This window comes from Nostoc sp. NMS4 (genome assembly GCF_017115095.1).
GTDB lineage: Bacteria > Cyanobacteriota > Cyanobacteriia > Cyanobacteriales > Nostocaceae > Nostoc.
In genome coordinates this window covers 45,318-62,144 of sequence record NZ_JABXKI010000255.1, presented here as the reverse complement: position 1 = coordinate 62,144, position 16,827 = coordinate 45,318, and the positions used below count along the sequence as shown (strand labels likewise).

The following is a 16,827-nucleotide window of genomic DNA, read 5'->3' as shown; positions in this document are numbered from 1 at the left end:
TGAAATTAAAATAACCTCCAATCATACCACAAAATATTTATGCAAGAGTTCTTATCTCAATTGCGAAGATCCTAGCTGCAAAAACACAGAAAATTGTTAAATAGCAATACATACTACGGTAAATCTATCGGAATAATGTATGATATTCTCAGTTCTACTCCCAGCACAGGAATGTTGCTATCAGATATTGGCAAAATTCCAAAGGAAACAGGCGAGTGTGAACACCACCCTACAGATCAAACTCTGGAGAATCTACATGGGCTACAAACATATAGAAGTTAAACAGGTAGCTGGTTTCATCGGTGCCGAAATCGGTAGCGTAGACCTTTCCCGCCCTCTTTCTGACGATCAAGTCCAAGAAATCCGTAAAGCGTTATTGAAATGGAAAGTTGTGTTCTTTCGTGGTCAGAACATCGATCATGCTGCCCAGGTTGAGTTTACATCTCGTTTCGGTGAAGTAACTTTCGCGCATCCACTCGGAGAGCCTGAACCAGTCCCGGGATTCCCACAGATCAAACCCGTAGATCGTAAGCTCTATGAGAAGCAGTACGGTTTTCGCACTGGTGGTCCTTGGCACACAGACGTAACGGCAGCTATTAACCCACCAGCAGGGTCAATTTTACGCGCCGTTAATGTTCCCAACTTCGGTGGTGATACCCAATGGAGCAATCTAGTTGCGGCTTATGAGGGACTGTCAGCACCCCTACGGGCGCTAGCAGACACATTGAAAGCTGAACATCGCTTTAATGGGGGCGGGTATCAGCCCCGCAACGGCAAATTCGACGATCGCATTGCTGTTAATCCACTAGTCTCAATCCACCCAGTAGTCAGGGTTCATCCTGAGACTGGTGAACGTGCGTTGTTCGTTAATCCTGGCTTCACCTCGCACATTGTTGACGTGTCACCACAAGAGAGCAAGCTGTTACTTGAGTTGTTCTTCAACCAAATCACCAAACCTGCCTACACCACCCGTTTCCGTTGGAATAATGGTGATATCGCCTTCTGGGATAACCGCGCCACTGTACATTTAGCTCCTCAAGATTTAGATCATTTGGATATCGAGCGTCTGTTATATCGCACCACCATTACTGGTGATGTTCCAGTTGGAGTTGATGGTTTCCGCTCCCAAGTGGTTCAAGGTGAGGTGTTCAACGCAGAAGTACCAACTGTCTTCAAGCAGAAAGCTGAGTCTAAGGAACCACAACCAGTGCTTTCGTAAGCTACAAAGTGCAAGGAGAAATTTTTATGACATTTACTGCAACACGAATTGAGATTACGCCTACTGAAGCAGCTTTAGGAGCAATTGTTACTGGTGTTGATGCCAGTCTGGCAGCACAACCAGAAGTAATTCTACAACTCAAGCAGGCATGGCGCGATCGCCACATCCTCGTCTTCAAAAATCAACAATTGACTGACGACCAATTATTAGCGTTTGCGAATTACTTTGGCGACATTCTCCAACAACCTGCCTATATCCGCAAAGGAGAAACCGAGCCGTATCTGCCGCCCCTTGTCCTAACTCTTGCAAATGCTGCCTCTGAAGAAAGTTCCGTCAATATTGCACCCAACTATCGTAAACTTTTACCCCATATCGATCATGACTGGTTGCCTACACCATCTAGCGGTTCATTCTTATATGGGATAGAACTGCCTGAGAATGGCCCTGATACCTATTGGGTGAATTTGATTCAGGCTTACGAAGAACTAGATGATGCTACTAAGAAGCAGATTGCTGGCTTGCAGTTGCGCCATTTTAATTTCTATGGCAAGTATCGGGATGAGTATCCTGAGCCTAGCTATGCAGCCGGTCGTTCTGTTGAACCTGGTGAACGAGTTGCTACCCATCCTTTGGTTCGCACTCACCCAGATACTGGCAAGAAAGTTCTCTTTCTAAATGCCGCTAGCGAGGTAGATATTGTTGATTACGACCCAGTGGAAGGGGCCAAGCTAATTGAGCGCTTGCGGGAACACATTAAGCAACCCCACCTTGTTTATCAACACCACTGGAGCAAGGGCGACCTACTTTATTGGGACAACCAGGCAACGGCTCACTATCGCCCCGAATTTAATTCCAACGCAACCCGGCTTTTGAAGCGGGTTAGCATTCGAGGAAGCCGTCCTTTCTAAAGGTTGTGAATTCTTTCAGATACAAAACTTTACTCCCCTTTCCTTCTCCACTTTAGAGAACAGAGGGGGAAAAGTTAGTTTTGACACGAAACCGGATGCGATTAGAGGGTTATAGCCTTTTTGGCCAGGATAAAGCCCTCTAATGGATTCGGTCAGCTTGCAGAGATTTTGCTACCACAGTATCAGCGTCAAGATGAGATAGAAAGCTATGGTCAAACTACAAATTGGAAAGCACTCAATATCCAGGCGTGATTTACTTTACACTTTTTATGGATTAATGTCTTTTACTGCTTTAGTCAGTTGTGGAACAAACAACGGCACAGGCAATAACAGCAGCGCAACCTTGAGTACTAATGCCACTAGTAACAATAAAGGCAGTACCAAGCTGGTTCGACTTGGCTACCAAGTTTCTGGGGACATAACACACGAAAAAGGCGCGATCGAAAAACGGTTGACTCCTGAAGGAATAGGTGTTACTTGGTCTCAATTTGTGTCTGGTCCCCCATTATTGGAAGCCTTAAATGTGGGTAGCATTGACCTTGGTCCGGCTGGCGAAACGCCACCCATTTTTGCTCAGGCAGCTGGTACTAATCTGATTTATGTAGTTAATACGCCGCCAGGTACTGGAGAAGGTTCCGCAATTGTTGTGCTAAAGGATTCTCCAATCCAAACATTGGCAGGTCTTAAAGGTAAAAAAGTTGCTTATTCTAGAGGGACGGCTCAGACCTTTTTTGTGGTGAAAGCGTTGGAAGAGGCAGGGCTGAAAATCAGTGATGTTGAATCAGTGAATCTAACCATTGCAGATGGAAGAGCAGCGTTTTTGAACAAAACAGTTGATGCCTTTGTAGAAGGTGATCCTAGTCTGATCAAGCTGCAACGGGAAGGTATTATTCGAGTCTTACGAGACGCGCAAGGAATTAAGACACCAGGAGGTTATTACCTAGCCTCACGAGATTTTGCAATTAATAATGCTGAACTCTTGAAAACAATTTTGTCAGAGTACTACGAAGTTGGTCAGTGGGCAAACAAAAACAGGCGGGCTGCTGCCGAAATCCTCGCACCCAAGGTCAAGACTGATGCCGATACTATGGAGTTGGCGTTGACGAGAAGAAAATATGACATGCGACCAATTACTGAGGAAGTAATTAGCGCTCAACAAAAGGTTGCGGATCTTCTATATGAACTGAAAGTTGTGCCAAAACAAGTTGATGTTAAAGGAGCAACCTTAACTGCCCAGCAGTATGCAACGATTACACCGGATGCCGTTAGGAATAAGGCTTAACCTTTGAATCAGCAAGCTTGCTACAAAAACAGATGCGATGCCCTTCGGCGGTAAACTACGCAATTATCCTATAATTATTAGGTAAGCTAAGTATTAGGCTATCTAATACTTAGTAAAACATAATAGAACTTTCCTGATGAAAATTTGGAACGGACAACTAGGCGATCGCGTAAGTAATATCATTTACCAGCATTTACCTGCCTTTCGCTGGCGTAACTTTCGGCTGTTTTTTGGGGGACAGTTACTATCAATGTCTGGGACATTTATGACCCAGCAGTTAACTATTCCTTGGCTGGTATACGAATTGACTCAATCGGCTTGGTTGTTGGGAATTGCAGGGTTTGTACAATTTTTACCGACGTTATTAGTGATTCCGTTTTCGGGCGTATTGTCCGATCGCTGGAGTCGTCGAGATTTGTTAATGCTAGTGCAGATATTGGGAATTAGCGTTTCCCTGGCATTAACGATTCTTACCTTTACAAATTGGATTACGTTTCCCATCCTATTGGTACTGAGTGTTCTCAATCGTTTGCTGAAGGGATTAGATATGCCCGTGCGTCATACAATCGTCACCGAAACCGTAGACGATCGCGCTGATTGGGGCAATGCGTTGGCGTAGCCCGCCGAAGGCATCGCCTTGAATTCAGTAATGTTAAGTTCCTCTTCGGTATTGGGGCCGGCTATGGGCGGGATTTTGATTGCTACACTAGGGGTAAAATATTGTTTTCTTTACGATACCCTCAGCTATATTCCTGCCATCTTTACCCTGCTAGCGATGCGGCTGAAAGTCAGATCCATGCAAGCTCTTACGAGCCTTAGCGATACTTTGCAGAAATTGCGGGAGGGTTTTGAATATGTCTCCAAATTCCAGCCGATTAGAGCAATTTTATTAATACTGGCATTACAAGGTTTAGTCGGGATGTCTCATGTCGCGCTCATGCCCATCTTCGCGGCTAAGATTTTAAATGGGGATGCAACTACGATGGCTCACCTCAGCACCTCAGCGCCTATTGGCTCGTTGTTTGCTTGTTTGTATCTGAGTGTTAGGCGAGGGATTGCGGGCTTAGAGCGATTGATTGTAGTCGCTGAAGTCTTGATTGGGATAAGTTTGATTTCCTTCTCACTATCGCGTCAAGTTGGATTATCTATAATCATACTCGTGTTTACAGGCTGCTTTTCCATCCTCCTGATTACCAGTAGTAATATGATTATCCAAACCCTAGTTGCCGAGGATAAGCGCGGACGGGTGATGAGTTTTTATGCCCTAGCAATGGTGGGTATGATGCCCTTTGGGAATCTGTTAGCCGGAACAGAATTTTGGTGCGACTAATGCCTTGATTGTCTGTGGCAGTCTAAATATCTTAGGTGCGCTATGGTTCTCTGCACAATTGCCAGCAGTGAGCCGTTGGATTGATCGCTAAACAAGTTGCTTTTCTTTGGTAAATTTTAAGGGGGATTTAGGGGGATCTAAAACTTTTTGCTACCAACAACAGGACTTTTCAAACATCCTCTGAATTTTGCTGTATGTGTGGGTCTACTATTTCAACTTGAATTCGTCAAACTTCAATACTTCCGAATCAGGCTTGCGAGTATCAAAGCGATAACTACTTATTGTACCAGTGTCCGTATCAAAGATGCTGAAAACCGTAATATCATTACTTGTAATATAAGGCATCGGCTTTCCATCTTCACCAAGCATTGGGGCAATTGTTGGCACTATCGGCTCTAACCCATTAGGATCACCAAGCTTAACATAATCCTCTTGATATCCAATTGGTACTTCTCGCTTTCTATCACCCCAAGCAGCACCGTAAGTATTACCCACATTCGATGTTTCTAGAAAGTGCATTCCACTGGAACTAACAAAGCGGTTCCACAAATGGGAATGCCCATAAAATACCAATTGCACATTAGCTGCTTCTAATAAAGGGACAACATCGCGGATAATATAATCTGCATCTTTGGGGTACTCGTAACGCACTGCTTTAATATTACTGCGATCGCGTTCAATTATCTGTACTGGTTCTGTATAAGCAGGAACTATGTTATCACCCAGAGTATGGGGCGGATGATGAAACATTACAACCTTGTATTTTGCTTGTTGAAATTCAGAACTGTTGAGTTCCGCCTCTAGCCAATTGTACTGCTTGCTACCTTTAGCAATTGGCTCATAAATCACCTGTCCATAACCCCAATTTTCAGGATTATTTAAATCCTTTTCGGCTTCTAGATATCTACCCTTATGCTTTCCATTTAAACTGGGAGTCCGCCACATATTGGTAGCGTAGAGTACGACCAAACGCACATCACCAAAACTAACTGCATAATACCTTTTTCCACCCTCTTTACTTTTTGGTAAAGAGAAAATCTCTTCATAAGTATTAGTATTAAAAGAATTATCGATTAAAGATTGATCTCGGTAGATTTTTTGAGCAACTACACGGGGAATTGTATCATCAAATTCATCATTTAAACTTCCCGTTCTGCCAAATCGCCCCATCACCTCATGATTGCCAATGCAAGTAAACATAGGTGCGTGTTGAATTATTTGTCCACCAGTGTAGGTTGTTTTAATACCGTTGTGCGTCATTTCATATTTAGCACGACCTTGTAAACCGGGAAACAACGCACCACCATTATGATCATCAAACCATTCGGAGGCGCGATCGCTAACATTGACTAAATCACCAGCAAACCACACGCCATCAACCCGTCCCACTGTTTCTACCACCTTTTGCAGATTTGCTGCTGTCATCGGCTTTAATTGATGATCTGAGGTAAGTAGAATTTTCAGTGGTGTATCTGATTTTGGAGTAGCTGCAAGGCTAAAAATATCACTGTCAACACTCTTACCCTCTGCTTGGACACTCGTGACACGATAGTTTACCCGCACACCAGGAGTTAACCCAGTTACCTCGGCCTCATGCCGCCAAATATCTCGCTGGACGGGTTTTTGATAAATTTGTCCGTCTTCGGTTTGGTTTGCAACTCTTGACTGTTGGTCTTCACGGGTGCGACTGAGTTTAATAGTACTTACCTTAGCAGTTTGTTTGAGGTTTTCGCCGTAGGTTACTGTATGATTAACACCAGCAAATTCAGTAAACCAAACTACTCGTACTGAAGTTTCAGTTGGCAATTGCAAAAACGGGTCGGTGAGCAGTTGGGGTACTGATGTCATAATTATTTGCCCAAATGAACGCACACCTACCAGAGTAAAGCATATAACAAGCACAAGCATAGCTACTAAGGAAAATTTTCGGTTGCGTAAGCGTCTGAGCATGAGTAACATACCAAATTTTTTAGGGTATTCACTTATATGATTGTTAAAATGAAGCTGAGTAAATAATAAGTTGTATAACTATGGGGATAAAAAGTATATGATTGGAATTGCGATCGCAGGTACTGGATTTGGTCAAAAAGTCCATATACCCGGATTCCAAGCACATCCTCGCACTGAGGTAGTTGCTGTTTATCACCACGATATAAATAAAGCCAAAGCCATAGCACAATCCCATAATATCCCCCACGCCTCAGACTCGCTTACAGATATTGTGGCATTACCAGAAGTGCAAGCAGTCAGCATCTCTACACCGCCTTTTTTGCACTATGAAATGGCAAAAACTGTATTGCAAGCTGGGAAACATTTATTATTAGAAAAACCGACAACTTTAAATGCAGTTGAGGCTAAAGAACTTTATCACTTAGCTAAAGCAAAAAGCGTCATTGCAACTGTAGATTTTGAATTTCGTTTTGTACCAGCATGGCAGTTATTTGCGGAATTATTGTCAGAAGATTATGTGGGGAAATTACGTCTAATTAAAATTGATTGGTTAGGTTCTTCTCGTGCTGATACTTCACGCCCTTGGAATTGGTATTCTGACAAGGATAAAGGAGGCGGTGCATTGGGATCTTTGGGTTCCCACGCCTTCGATTATATTCACTGGTTATTTGGGCCGGTGCGTAGATTAAACGCCCATTTAACTACTGCCATTCCTGTACGAGTTGACCCTATTAGTGGGGAATCTAAGCCAGTGAATACAGATGACAACTGTATATTAACGCTGGAATTAGCTAATGGGACACCTTGCCAACTTTCTATCAGTGCGGTGGTTCATGCAGCAAGAACCCATTGGGTAGAAGTATATGGCGATCGCGGTACATTAATTGTGGGTAGTGAAAATCAAAAAGATTATATACATGGTTTTCGGGTTTGGGGTTCCCAGCCAGGTAAACCTCTAACAGAAATAGAAATACCGAATCGGTTAATTTTCCCCAAAAATCATGCAGATGGGCGCATTTCGGCATTTATCCGCGTAGTAGATAAATGGGTGCAAGGAATTGACCGCAATCAGGAAATTATACCATCGCTGCGAGAAGGAATTTATTCTCAGTTGTTGATAGATTTATCTCATGAATCGCATCAAAAAGCAAGTTGGGTAGACGTACCCAATTTGGAAGAGTTTCTTATTGAAGAAGAATTCAGAAGTCAGAATTCAGAAATCAGAATGGGCTAAACGCCCCGCTATCGCTAACAGGAGTCAGAATCAAGACGCTCGTAAGCATTGCGTTAGCGACGTAAGAACGTCTGACTCGCTAACGCTGGGCTATCCGCTTTTTCGGTCAAAATTCATTCTGAATTCTGACTCCTGACTCCTGAATTCTATTCGGTAACTAGCAAATAAATGAGTAAAACTCCCCGCATTCGTATCCCACCGGAAGTCAAAAAATATGTTTTTCAACGCGACCAATACCAATGCCGAAGCTGTGGTAAAACTACTGTAGAAACTAACCTCAGCATTGACCATATCATTCCCCTCGCTCGTGGTGGTCAAAACGATATTAGCAATCTTCAAACTCTCTGCTTTACCTGCAACCAGCAGAAAACAGATAATATCGATCCACGCTTTCGGCGATATTTTCAGCTTTAGGTTATTATGGTATGAGCTATTAGTTTTTCTCTCATTTCTATGCCTCAAAATCCCAATAGCAATTCCCAAAGATTTGCCAACATTAAAACTACGATTCTCTACCTCTTCACTTTCATCGCTATTTTAGTAGTAGCCTTTCCCTGGTTATATGAGATTAAAACGAAAGCTGGGATCGATATATCACCTGGACGGCATGCAGGAACATTTTTTGAAAAACATACCCGTGGACTCTTTAAGTGTGAGTGGCTTTATCCCTACCATTGCGATCGCTCCCACGTTAAGTAAAGGAAGTTACGGCAGAATGCAGGAGTCAGAATTCAGGAGAAACAAAAGGCCTGGGTTTTAGCATAGTGAACTCCAATAAATAAATTATCCAATATTGTGGGGTGGGCTTCCTGACCCGCCCTGAACTGAAGTTCAAGGCTAATAGGTAAAGTCTACTGAAGTAGACTAAAGATTTTTCCAGATATTTAGTCATCTAAAGATGACTTTTGCTATTAGCAAGGAACTTCAGTTCCTTGTGGGACTTGTAAATTTGAATTAGGTGCTAAAAAGCACATTATTCTAGCTATTGACCGCGCTAGCTGGTATGTTAGCCATAATTTAAGAATTCCTGAAGGATTACATTTAAGATTTTTGCCCTCTCATATCATGTTCGGATAAATAGTTGTCATTGCGAACCTCTACTCGCAATGACATTATTCAACACTCAGGACTGATAAATTTATTGTTTGTTGTTGCTAAAGTGAGAGGTGAGAACTCTCATCTCCCAACCAAATAACACAACGGAGAGCAAAAAAATGCGGGTATCATTTGAACGCACGGGCGGCTTTGCTGGAATTAGCAAGAAGACAACCGTTGATACAGACACTCTCCCGCCAGATGAAGCTGCTACACTTCCCCGACTGGTGGAAGTGGCTGATTTATTTAGGCTACCGGAACTAATTACTTCGCCAAATCCCCAGAGCGATCGCTTTCAATATAAGTTAACAGTAGAAGATAACGGTAAGCAGCATACTGTGACTGTCAGTGAGTCAGCATTGCCAGGAACCTTAAGACCCCTGATTGAATGGTTACAAACCACAGCACAGAAAAGGTAAAAAGTAAAAATAATTACTTATACAGCAGAATACAGAATTCAGAACTAAAACAAGCTCTATACCTGGCTTTGAGACTTAGCTTGTGTGCCTCACAAATTTTAAATCTGCTGTAAGTCTCTGACGCTGTAGAATATCTCTTTAGTGGTCATAATTTTCGCAAAGTGGCAGTAACGTAATTCAAATTACGAATTACTTAATTTAGTTTTATTAGTTACTATCAGGATTGAGTTCGTTAATTTCTCTGCACTTAGCTTCTGCGGCTTGATATGCTGCCAAATAGTCTTGACCGCCCAACATTACATCACCATAATATTCATAAGGTGGATCGCCATAAATTGGTAATGGTTCATCTTCTGGATAATCTTCTTTCGATTCTTCAATGATGGCTTTCAGTTTTTTAACAGTCAGACTATGTGCTGCAAAATACCACAGTTCTTGAGGATTTTTTTTCAGGTGAGGTAATGTGGGATCGATAATGCTTACCCCAGAGTCATCACCTAGCTCAATCCAACTGTGTTCAATCGGTCTGTATGGCTTCCCCGCAAAAGCTAAAAATCCCTGAATATATCTTGCCCCCTCAGTGGATAATGCTGCTTTGTAAGCATTATCAAATGGAGTGGTAGCTTTACTGTTTATGCGTTCAGCAGTTTTGATTGACAGCGTTTCATCCAATAGTTTGTTCATCAATAGCAAGGATTAGAGCAGCCATGAAAACATACTACCACCATTGGTCACAAGTTAAGAAAAAGAGCCAACTGTCAAGGGGTATGTTAAAAATTTTTCCTCTTTTTTGCCTATCCTCAAAGACGGCCAGAGTTCCCTTTCTACCTCTTCTTGACGGGACAGAGCATCATAGTGTTATAACGGCATCAGTCTAGATACAAAATGGGGAACATCAATTGATAATTAATTGCTGGTGCTTGGAGAGAGTTAAACTTAGCTTTTAGAGCAAACCCTGATTAGACACAGTTGATAAGCAATGCTAATGCCAGCGCTGCTGAATATTTTTAAGCAGGTGAGTCAAGAGTGATGAATGAAGCTGACACCTCAAATAAGGGGACTGTAATGCAATCCCTAAATTCTGCTAATTCGCCACAATCAGAACAGGCGAGTTGTCCCTTTTACTCAGTTGTGCCTAATGACAATATGACAGTTAAAAAACTGCCACTCCTCATGCCAGCTGAAGATACACAATTTTCACAAGATACCGCCCAGCAGGACTGGGTTGCAGAGCCTGAAAGCGCCAAACAAGCACTTATTGACTCAGAATTTCAGAACCTGCTGGCATTGAACGAAGAATTACGTGCGGCTAACAATAATTTGTATGAACAAGTGGAGCAGCTAAAAGACAATCTAGCTGAGTCAGAAAAGGTTTTGCAGTGGCAGAAAACCCGTTCTAGCGTTAGTGAGTCGATGCTCAATCAACACACTCAGGAACTAGCTGCGGCTCAAGAACAGATAAAATCTTTATTTCAACAATTAGAAACTGCCGTACAAACTGTTCAACGTCAAGAAATTTTCATTGATACTCATAAAGCACAGCTACAAATTAGCCAGCAACGCCTTGCCCAGTTAGAGCGAGAATGTACGTTGCTACACACAAACAACAACGAACAATCTCAGCAGTTATTGCAGTCAGAAAATGTTTGCCGGGAGTTACGTACTAGACTGATGCGACAACAACGCCAGACGTTGCAATTCAAAGCAGCTTTGGAAAAATGTCTAGATACATCGGTTCCTAGCTATGATTCCTTAGAGGATGCTGCAAAACACCCTAAAGATATAACTAGTAGCCAAGGAAGATTTTCTAGAAAAGCTCGGTCTTTGTTTCCTAACGCCCAGCCAATTCAACCTTGGTCAGCAGAAGAAGAATCCTTGAGTAACGATCTAGATAATTCTTGGGGTGAACCCTCAGCACCAGTCCCATTCCAGAGAAATGAAGCCCCTGCAACGCCGCCATCATCTCCTTGGAACTGGACAGTTAAAAAAGACACGCCAACACCAACACCAACACCAACGCAATCCGCGCCATCTCCAGAAGTTGATGATTCTTCAGATACAACTGAAGCGTTTGCACCTTTGGGTTCATCAAATTTAGATCAGCAATTAGATAGTCTAATCCAAATGTTTTTCACCTCCCAGACTGCATCTACATCACCACCACCTACTGCAAAAACGGATGTTAGTGATGCCCCAATTTGGGAGACTTTAGCAACAATCTTAGAAGACGATGAGGAAGTAGAAAATCCACAAAAGGAACAGTTTGAAGCAGAAATTAATCCTCCTGTAACTATCTCTACTTCTTGGACAACGGATTCTGTGGTTTCACCAGCTAATAACTTAGAGAACTCCAATCCACCTCACACCGAAGCGCCTGTTGGAGAAGCTGAAGACTATTGGTCAGAAGTTTCACAATTGCAGTTGGAATTATCAGCAAATGACTTGTCCCCAGAGCCATTAGGTGATAATACCAACGATGACAGTTCACCTTCACCAGTAGTTTATCCCCAGCGTCCACCCAAGGGGCGTAAATCATTGGCATCTGTAGAACTACCAAATTTTCGCCCCAAGAGTTAGGAGTTAGTTGTCATTAGTCATTTGTCCTTAGTCATTTATCTAATACTAATGACCAATGACTAATGACTAATGACTAATTCAGAATCCTTGCTTCTGACTTCGGAATTATGGCTTCTGGGTTGGATTTTGCTACTTGAGCGCGCGATCGCGGTTTGCCTGTAGCGATCGCATAATTAATCGTCAACAGCCACAGCCACAAGCCTGGATTCCGGGGTTCCAACCAAAAACCTATGCGGTTTAAGAAGCGCGGGAACCACGGACTTAGTAAAGCACTAACTAGGGCATGACGACCGAAGTTGAAATAACTACCAAGCCATCGCCCTAAATCTCTAGGGCCAGCAAGTTCCCAAATCCATAAAAGCAAGGCAGGGTTTTTCCTAGCTGCTTTCAGTGCTAAACGGTTAAAGGTTAACCAATCACACCGATCTTTGATGAAGTTATCTGCTACCTCTGGCGGTTCGTCTGCTAACAGCCCAAAAAAGGTGTTGAGCATAGAGTTAATCCGCTGGGGTGGTAAAAATTTCCCAGTGGGAACCATCATCCCTTTGGAAAATAGCCAAGTTACGGAAACGTTGCTTTGATAGGCGCGAATTTGGTTCAGGTGGCGGAAACTCAACAAGTCATGTTTGAGAGCAGTATCCAATAGAGTTGTTAAGCGCTCTAAGTTGCGAACTAGGGAACCAAAACCGGTGAAAACCAGGGGAGATTGGAGTGATGCCGCATCACCGATCGCAATCAATCGATCGAAGGCAACTGTGCGATCGCTACTTCCCACACTAAAATGCCCTGGTATATACCCAAATGTCGGCTTCTTCCACACCAATTTGTCCATATCGCACCTGCGATACTCTGGCAAAATTGTGAAAAAGTCCTCGTACATCTCTAGCAAGGAACCGGGATTTTCAGCATTGACTTCGTGGTAATGAAATAAATAAATCGTCAGTTCCTCAGCTGCTGCGGGAAACAATTCCCAAATTAACTGCCTTCCCCGGGAAATATCCCCATGACTGTAAAGAACGTCTCCATATTGGGAATCCCATACTCCCGGCTCAAATCCGCTCTCAATTGCCGCTCCCACTGTCGGACAGACACTATCAAAGGCACGACCACCATTTAATTGCCAAGCAATGGGTGACGCGGTTCCCATTGCGTCTATTAGCAGTCGTCCACTTACTTGTTTCTCAATCTGACTGGGTAAGTGCTTGACTTGCAAAACTACTTGTGATATATCAATATCTGCACGGATAAACTCTGTTTCATCCCAAATTTCACCCCCTGCCGCTTGCAGCTTTTGCCCACACATTTGGAGCCATTTTTCGGAATCCAAGCCTAAATTTAGGACTGTGGGTGTGTGGAGGATTGGCGATCGCAGTTTGGCTGGATTATTAGCATCAAAAAACTTATTGAATCCGTCTTTGTATTCCCTGGCAATGATGGTTTCTAACTCAGCGGGGGTGACTAAACCCAAGTTAACCAAGCTTTGAATCTCGTCACGCGAAATATTCCATTCTCGGTTCATCCGACCAAAGGGCATTCGTTCCACCAGCAAGACTTTATATCCCAGTTTTGCCATCAGTGCTGCATGAATCGCGCCTAGTGCGCCGCCGATGTAAATGATGTCGTATTGGGCATGGGGCAAAGGAGTGCTGAGTATTGAGTGCTGAGTGCTGAGTTTATCTCCTTGTCCCCCGCTCCCCTGCTCCCCTGCTCCCCTGCTTCCCTGCTCTCCGGCTCCCCTGCTCCCCTGCGAAAACACCACTTGACGCGGCTGCTGCGGATTCCGCACCCCTTCGCGCCATCGTTTTTCCCACCAATAGGCACGAGTTAGGTCATATTCACCGTTGGGCATTTTCTGAAAATACTTGACGGTCAGGGGGTAAGTAGAGGCTAATGCGGCAAATATTGATTGCTGGGATAAATCAATTGCTGGCGGTTCTGGGTAATGATGCGGAAAACGGCTTCTGATTTCCTTGGTCAAGTTTTGCAGAATTTTTCCTTCACTAGGAAAGGGTTGTTCTGCCCAGCGAAACACTTTCAGATAGGTAGTTCGTTGCACCGACCAGACAAATACCGAAAGTTCTGTAGGTAAGTTTTCGGAAAGAGCCACTCCAGCAGGTGTAGTAGCACTGGGTATTTTAAGGCGAAAGCCTTCCGAGGTAAGTACTTTTTCTCCATTTCCAGGTTCAAAATCTGTTTGTAACCAAGTACGCACAGTTTCTGTTTCTGGAGTTGGAATTTCCAAATAAAGGATTTCTTTCATCTTTTGTTGACATCTCCCGTCAATCTACTCACTAAGACAGATTTTCTTAAGGCACAAAGTAAGGTAAACTCCGCCCTATTAGTTTCGTAAAGATTCAGTGAAGAAATTTTAAGAGTTTGTCAAATTTATTGTTCATTTTGTATTTTTGTAAACCCACGCCATGAATTATCCCATTCCAGACAGTCCCCAAGAAATTATTGCTCTGCGACAACAGCCGATTGATGAAGAACTAGTTGCCAGTGCGATCGCTGGAGTAATTAAAATTGTCCGCGCTCAGGGTCAATCTTTGGAAGAATTGACCGCTCAGTTGCTAGCAGACGATCCACTACTGGATCGGCAACAACGTCGCTGGTTAAGCCAATTAGTTGCCCAATCCTGGGAAAAGTTCTCCTAAAACCTCGGATCAGATGAAGTTTTGGTCGCAGCATTAGATTTCTAGGTCTGTACCTAAATGTTGGCGAGCGCATTTTCAGTATAGGAGTAATAATAATGGTCAGTATGGGATTGGCAATTGGGTTCTTATTTTTGCAGTCACGGCACAGAAGCCATTAAATTAACCATATTAGCGTTTTATGTTGCTTATGAATTTTACAACGTTCTGAAACGGAAAGACCTCTACTTTGCGCCAGAGGTCTTTTTTTTGGGAGTAATTTTAATGCTGTTTGAGCAACGCCTCAGTAGATAATTTTGTTGAGCGATCGCTAACTAAGCGAGTAAAAATAAATACAACTACGAATTACGTTAGCGAAGCGGTAGCGAGTCATCGATAGCGAAGCGTTAGCGAGTATTCGAGCGTCGCGTCATTACGAATTACGAATTATTTAATTATGTCTACCTACTTATCCACCGGCGATCGCTTTCAACCCATCAACCTGTTTGAGTACGAAAAGCTAGCAAAAGAATATCTGTCTCAAACGACACTTGATTACTATAGCAGTGGCGCTTGGGATGAAATCACATTGCGAGATAACCGTGCTGCCTTTGAGCGAGTCAAGCTGCGACCTCGGATATTAGTCGATGTGAGCGATCGCAATCTAAGTACCTCCATTTTAGGACAACCCCTGCAACTACCTTTGTTAATTGCACCAATGGCTTTTCAATGTCTAGCCCATCCAGACGGAGAAGTTGCCACAGCCCTGGCTGCTGCATCATCTGGTGTGGGTATGGTGTTAAGTACAATGGCAACAAAAAGCATTGAAGAAGTGGCGACTGCATGTAATCAGTTTCCAGATTCTCTGCGATGGTTCCAGCTTTACATCCATAAAGACCGAGAATTAACTCGTGCTTTAGTAGAAAAAGCTTATAAAGCAGGTTACAAAGCACTTTGTCTAACTGTCGATGCACCTGTTCTCGGACAGCGAGAGAGAGATAGACGTAATGAGTTTACCTTACCCCAAGATTTACATCTGGCTAATCTCGCTAGCATCTCAGGGCTAGATATTTCCCATGAAAAAGGCGAATCTGGCTTATTTACCTACTTTGCCCAACAGCTAAACCCAGGGGTCACTTGGCACGATTTAGAATGGTTGCAGTCTTTATCGCCCCTACCTTTAGTCATCAAAGGAGTTTTACGCGCAGATGATGCTCTGCGGGCTGTAGAATATGGAGCCAAAGCAATTGTTGTTTCCAATCATGGTGGCAGACAACTCGATGGTGCGATCGCTTCTCTAGATGCCCTAGCTGAAATAGTCGCCGCAGTGGATGGTAAAGTAGAAGTGGTCTTGGATGGAGGCATTCGTAGAGGTACAGACATTCTCAAAGCTCTGGCATTAGGAGCAAAAGCAGTACTAATCGGACGACCCATATTGTGGGGACTGGCGGTAGGAGGACAAATCGGCGTATCTCATGTCATCTCACTCCTACAAGATGAGTTAAATCTGGGAATGGCACTTAGCGGCTGTGCCAAACTACAGGATATTGACCCTAGTTTATTGACCCTGCCACGCCTTTAAACTAGAGAATTCTTAAAGGTATTATTCCAGCAAAACCTTGAGAATTAATTTTTAGACTTGTTACAAAATCACTGGAATTAGTGTATAGTAGTAAAGATTGAATATAAGGGCGGGTGGCGGAATTGGTAGACGCACCACACTCAAAATGTGGCGGCCTTACGGTCATAGGAGTTCGATTCTCCTCCTGCCCACTATCAAACAAGTGCTAAAGAGGTTTAAAAACTTATGCGCCTGAAAAGATGGGAATCTCCCCGCAAAGAAGGGAGAAATGACAAAGGTAGAGGCGGTTCTGCTAGGAAGCGTCAACTCAAAAAGCAAAGGCAAATGTTACGCCAAAGACTCAAGGAAAGTAACAAACCAGACAATAACAAAAACGAAAGAGCGGGGAAAGATGAATTCATCTTTCCCTTATTTTTTGGGCTTTTATTTGAGAAAAAAAGAAAATTTAGGGATTTTTTAAGTAAGCGCATAGGGGAGCATAAAAATCGGTAGACTAAGTGACTGGCATTTTATTCTACTACTTAAGCATTTAAGTAGTGTATACTACTTAATATACAGAATATCCATAGGAATTTATCGCAATTGTAATGCTTGGGTGAAC

General features: G+C 43.2%; 14 protein-coding genes, 1 tRNA gene and 1 pseudogene. 13 read left to right on the top strand and 3 right to left on the bottom strand.

Annotation, left to right across the window (positions count from 1 at the left end):
- The first annotated feature begins 217 nt into the window (after positions 1-217).
- The 4 genes and pseudogenes from HWQ37_RS23170 to HWQ37_RS23155 all read left to right on the top strand — a co-directional run bounded on the left by HWQ37_RS23170 (position 218) and on the right by HWQ37_RS23155 (position 4,739).
- Entirely contained in the window at positions 218-1,219 is a 1,002-nt protein-coding gene (locus HWQ37_RS23170) for a TauD/TfdA dioxygenase family protein (protein ID WP_292751357.1), read from the top strand.
- Between the two features lie 26 nt (positions 1,220-1,245).
- On the top strand, positions 1,246-2,127 hold the full coding sequence (locus tag HWQ37_RS23165) for a TauD/TfdA dioxygenase family protein (RefSeq protein WP_292751355.1): 882 nt from the start codon (positions 1,246-1,248) through the stop codon (positions 2,125-2,127).
- A 208-nt stretch (positions 2,128-2,335) separates the two neighbouring features.
- A complete protein-coding gene (locus tag HWQ37_RS23160; RefSeq protein ID WP_292751352.1) occupies positions 2,336-3,409 on the top strand; it encodes an aliphatic sulfonate ABC transporter substrate-binding protein in 1,074 nt (357 codons plus the stop codon).
- A gap of 136 nt (positions 3,410-3,545) precedes the next feature.
- A pseudogene (locus tag HWQ37_RS23155) lies at positions 3,546-4,739 on the top strand (MFS transporter).
- Positions 4,740-4,946: 207 nt separating this feature from the next.
- Here the strand turns inward: HWQ37_RS23155 and HWQ37_RS23150 are convergent.
- Complete coding sequence (locus HWQ37_RS23150; protein ID WP_292751349.1) at positions 4,947-6,587, bottom strand: purple acid phosphatase family protein; 1,641 nt, start codon at positions 6,585-6,587, stop codon at positions 4,947-4,949.
- A gap of 199 nt (positions 6,588-6,786) precedes the next feature.
- Between HWQ37_RS23150 and HWQ37_RS23145 the strand changes: the two genes are divergently transcribed.
- The 4 genes from HWQ37_RS23145 to HWQ37_RS23130 all read left to right on the top strand — a co-directional run bounded on the left by HWQ37_RS23145 (position 6,787) and on the right by HWQ37_RS23130 (position 9,437).
- Positions 6,787-7,923, top strand: a complete 1,137-nt coding sequence (locus HWQ37_RS23145; protein WP_292751345.1) for a Gfo/Idh/MocA family protein — start codon at positions 6,787-6,789, stop codon at positions 7,921-7,923.
- 168 nt (positions 7,924-8,091) lie between these two features.
- Positions 8,092-8,337, top strand: coding sequence for an HNH endonuclease (locus HWQ37_RS23140; protein ID WP_292751342.1), 246 nt, complete (start codon positions 8,092-8,094; stop codon positions 8,335-8,337).
- Between the two features lie 39 nt (positions 8,338-8,376).
- Positions 8,377-8,622, top strand: coding sequence for a hypothetical protein (locus HWQ37_RS23135; protein ID WP_292751340.1), 246 nt, complete (start codon positions 8,377-8,379; stop codon positions 8,620-8,622).
- A gap of 515 nt (positions 8,623-9,137) precedes the next feature.
- Positions 9,138-9,437, top strand: coding sequence for a protealysin inhibitor emfourin (locus tag HWQ37_RS23130; RefSeq protein WP_292751337.1), 300 nt, complete (start codon positions 9,138-9,140; stop codon positions 9,435-9,437).
- Positions 9,438-9,644: 207 nt separating this feature from the next.
- Here HWQ37_RS23130 and HWQ37_RS23125 read toward each other — a convergent pair whose 3' ends face one another.
- Positions 9,645-10,121 carry a transglutaminase-like domain-containing protein gene (locus tag HWQ37_RS23125; RefSeq protein WP_292751335.1) on the bottom strand — a complete coding sequence of 159 codons (477 nt, stop codon included), beginning with the start codon at positions 10,119-10,121 and terminating at the stop codon, positions 9,645-9,647.
- 345 nt (positions 10,122-10,466) lie between these two features.
- Here HWQ37_RS23125 and HWQ37_RS23120 point away from each other — a divergent pair, with 345 nt between their 5' ends.
- Positions 10,467-12,014 carry a hypothetical protein gene (locus tag HWQ37_RS23120; protein ID WP_292751332.1) on the top strand — a complete coding sequence of 516 codons (1,548 nt, stop codon included), beginning with the start codon at positions 10,467-10,469 and terminating at the stop codon, positions 12,012-12,014.
- 73 nt (positions 12,015-12,087) lie between these two features.
- On the opposite strand, the gene HWQ37_RS23115 is transcribed toward HWQ37_RS23120, so the two are convergent.
- Entirely contained in the window at positions 12,088-14,274 is a 2,187-nt protein-coding gene (locus HWQ37_RS23115; protein ID WP_292751329.1) for an NAD(P)/FAD-dependent oxidoreductase, read from the bottom strand.
- A 160-nt stretch (positions 14,275-14,434) separates the two neighbouring features.
- Between HWQ37_RS23115 and HWQ37_RS23110 the strand changes: the two genes are divergently transcribed.
- The 4 genes from HWQ37_RS23110 to HWQ37_RS23095 all read left to right on the top strand — a co-directional run bounded on the left by HWQ37_RS23110 (position 14,435) and on the right by HWQ37_RS23095 (position 16,718).
- Positions 14,435-14,668 carry a hypothetical protein gene (locus HWQ37_RS23110; protein ID WP_292751326.1) on the top strand — a complete coding sequence of 78 codons (234 nt, stop codon included), beginning with the start codon at positions 14,435-14,437 and terminating at the stop codon, positions 14,666-14,668.
- A 433-nt stretch (positions 14,669-15,101) separates the two neighbouring features.
- Positions 15,102-16,226 carry an alpha-hydroxy acid oxidase gene (locus tag HWQ37_RS23105; protein WP_292751324.1) on the top strand — a complete coding sequence of 375 codons (1,125 nt, stop codon included), beginning with the start codon at positions 15,102-15,104 and terminating at the stop codon, positions 16,224-16,226.
- A 107-nt stretch (positions 16,227-16,333) separates the two neighbouring features.
- Positions 16,334-16,417, top strand: a tRNA-Leu gene (locus HWQ37_RS23100).
- Positions 16,418-16,451: 34 nt separating this feature from the next.
- The gene (locus tag HWQ37_RS23095) at positions 16,452-16,718 is read left to right on the top strand and encodes a hypothetical protein (protein WP_292751322.1); all 267 of its coding nucleotides are present in this window, start codon (positions 16,452-16,454) and stop codon (positions 16,716-16,718) included.
- The last annotated feature ends 109 nt before the right edge of the window (positions 16,719-16,827 follow it).